Source organism: Polaromonas sp. P1_G2, assembly GCF_056405515.1.
This window is the reverse complement of the sequence record NZ_JBFUBY010000390.1, coordinates 1-2,889: the sequence shown is the minus strand read 5'-3', so window position 1 is coordinate 2,889 and position 2,889 is coordinate 1. Positions and strand designations below refer to the sequence as shown.

Annotated in this window: 3 protein-coding genes and 1 pseudogene; 3 read left to right on the top strand and 1 reads right to left on the bottom strand. The window is 63.7% G+C overall.

Going from position 1 to position 2,889, the window contains the following annotated elements:
- The 3 genes and pseudogenes from AC1D0P_RS24020 to AC1D0P_RS24010 form a co-directional block, all read left to right on the top strand.
- Positions 1-753 (top strand): amino acid ABC transporter permease (locus AC1D0P_RS24020; protein WP_477679037.1); only part of this gene is annotated, 753 nt, incomplete at its 5' end.
- 15 nt (positions 754-768) lie between these two features.
- The gene (locus AC1D0P_RS24015; RefSeq protein WP_477654408.1) at positions 769-1,512 is read left to right on the top strand and encodes an amino acid ABC transporter ATP-binding protein; all 744 of its coding nucleotides are present in this window, start codon (positions 769-771) and stop codon (positions 1,510-1,512) included.
- Positions 1,513-1,522: 10 nt separating this feature from the next.
- Positions 1,523-2,282 (top strand): annotated as a pseudogene (locus tag AC1D0P_RS24010) (class II glutamine amidotransferase); the annotation flags it as partial.
- An 80-nt stretch (positions 2,283-2,362) separates the two neighbouring features.
- On the opposite strand, the gene AC1D0P_RS24005 reads toward AC1D0P_RS24010, so the two are convergent.
- Positions 2,363-2,889: substrate-binding domain-containing protein (locus AC1D0P_RS24005; protein WP_477679036.1), on the bottom strand; the 527-nt coding region annotated here is incomplete at its 5' end.

The following is a 2,889-nucleotide window of genomic DNA, read 5'->3' as shown; positions in this document are numbered from 1 at the left end:
GTACGCTGGTTCTGGAAGCCCTGGCTGGCGCTGCTGTGGGTCGCGGTGCTGGCGACCTTCTTCACGCTGATGAGCGGCGGTGTCCTGGGCCTGGCCAAGGTGACGACCGACCAGTGGGGCGGCCTGCCGCTGACCGTGATGCTCACGGTGATCTCGATGACCATCGCCTTCCCGATCGCCGTGGTGGTGGCGCTGGGGCGCCGCGCCAACATGCCGGCCATACGCACGCTGTGCGTCATCTACGTCGAGCTGATACGCGGCGTGCCGCTGATCTCGGTGCTGTTCATGGCCAGCTTCATGTTCCCGCTGTTCATGCCCATAGGCCAGTCGCCGGACGTGCTGGTGCGGGTCATCGTCGGCATCACGCTGTTCGCGGCTGCCTACATGGCCGAGATCGTGCGCGGCGGTTTGCAGTCCCTCTCCAAGGGCCAGACCGAGGCGGCCGCCAGCCTGGGGCTGGGCTACTGGCAGACGCAGGGCAAGATCGTGCTGCCGCAAGCCCTGGGCACCGTGGTCCCCAGCATCATGAACAATTTCATCTCGCTCTTCAAGGACACCTCGCTGGTGACCATCGTGTCGCTCTACGAACTCACGGGCGCGCTGTCGCTGGCCGTGGGCTCGGACCCGAACTGGCGCCCTTTCAAGATCGAAGCCTATATTTTCATTGCCGCGATTTATTTCACCTGCTGCTTCGCCATGTCGCGCTACAGCTTGTGGATTGAACGCCGGCTCGCCGTGGGCAAAGCCCGTTGAACAGGAAATAACAAAATGAGCGAACCCACCATCCACTTCGACAAGGTCAACAAATGGTACGGCAACAACTTCCACGTGTTGCGCGACATCGACCTTCAAGTCAAGCCGGGCGAGCGCCTGGTGATCTGCGGGCCTTCAGGCTCGGGCAAGTCCACCATGATCCGCTGCATCAACGCGCTGGAGGACTACCAGGAAGGCAAACTCACCGTCGCGGGCTCGCTGCTGGGCGACGACATCAAGGCGATTGACGCGGTGCGCCGCCAGGTCGGCATGGTGTTCCAGCAGTTCAACCTGTTCCCCCACCTGACGGTGCTGGAAAACCTCACGCTCTCGCCGACCTGGGTGGCGGGCCTGTCGAAAAAAGACGCGATCGAGCGCGCCATGGTGCAACTGGAGCGCGTGCGCATCGCCGAGCAGGCGCAGAAGTACCCCCTGCAGCTGTCGGGCGGCCAGCAGCAGCGCGTGGCGATTGCCCGGGCGCTGTGCCTCACGCCCAAGATCATGCTGTTYGACGARCCSACCTCGGCGCTGGACCCGGAAATGATCAAGGAAGTGCTGGACGTGATGATGGAACTGGCCAACCAGGGCATGACCATGCTGTGCGTGACGCACGAAATGGGCTTTGCCAAAGCAGTAGCCGACCGCGTGATCTTCATGGACCAGGGCCAGATCGTCGAGGAGAACACGCCCACCGAGTTCTTCAACCATCCACAGACCGACCGGGCCAAGGATTTCCTGTCCAAAATTCTGGGGCATTAGACTACTGCCCATGTGCCAACTCCTGGGAATGAATTCGGCGAAGCCGGCGGACCTTCGGTTTTCGTTGACCGGCTTCGCCGCGCGCGGCGGCCTGACCGACCACCATGCGGACGGTTTCGGCATCGGTTTTTTTGAAGACAAGGCCTGCCGCCTTTTTGTCGATGCCCAGCCGGCGGCCACCTCACCGGTCGCCGAAATGCTCAAGCACTACGCGATCAAGTCGCGCAACGTGGTCTCGCATATCCGCAAGGCGACCCAGGGCGACCCGATGCGGCTGGAGAACTGCCATCCCTTTACGCGTGAGCTCTGGGGCCGGCACTGGCTGTTCRCCCACAACGGCGACCTGATCGACTACCAGCCGGACTCCGCCGGCAATTACCAGCCGGTGGGCACCACCGACAGCGAGCGGGCGTTCTGCGCGCTGATGGAAGAACTCAAGCGCATCAGCCCGCGCGAGCCCTGCTCGGCCGACATCGTGTTCGACACGCTGTGCGCCATGAGCGAGCGTACGGCCGAATTCGGTGTTTTCAACTATTTGCTGTCCAACGGCCAGTCGCTGTACGCGCATTGCTCTACGCGGCTGTGGTACCTGGTGCGTGAATGGCCGTTTTCCAATGCCAGCCTGGTGGACGCCGACCTCAGCATGGATTTCGCCCAGACCAACAACCCCGAAGACCGGCTCTGCGTGGTCGCCACCCAGCCGCTCACGCGCAATGAAAACTGGCAACAGATGCAGCCCGGGCAGCTGCTGTGGATGGAAGACGGCAGTATCGTGCGGCAGGCGCAGCTGGAAGTCACCGAAGCGATCCGGAAAAAGCACGAGGCCAGCCTGGCCTGCGTATAAGCCGGATCAGTCCGCCCCGGCCACCGTCCACTGCGCAAGGGCAAAGTCCCGCCGTATCAGGTTCTCGGCCAGCAAAAAGCGTTTCACTTCCTCGATCAGCTTGAGCCCTTCGGCCGGGTAAGCCGTGTCGGGGAAATGCGAGAGCGGGTAGGAGTCTTTCACCGCCCCCACCGGAAAGCCGCTGGCCTCAGCGTGGAAGGCGTAGTAAGCCGCGCTGTCGCGGCGTATGTCCTGCAACGCCAAGGTGCGCGCGCGGGCCCAGGCGGCCGGCAGCCCGGGCGCGCCGGCCAGCAGTTTGGGTGCGGCGATGATGACCGAGGTGCCGCGCAGGGTCGGATGCTTTTCGGCCTCATCGATCACCGGGTAGCCGCGTGAGGCCAGCAAGGGCCCCGTGTTGATGGGTGCGGCAAACGCCGCCACGGCGCCGCGCTCCAGCGCGGGCTCGCCGTCGCGCGGCAGCATGTGCACCACCTTGACGGTTTTCAGCAGGCCCGCCTCCTTGAGCAGGCCCAGCACGTAGCGGTGCATATAAG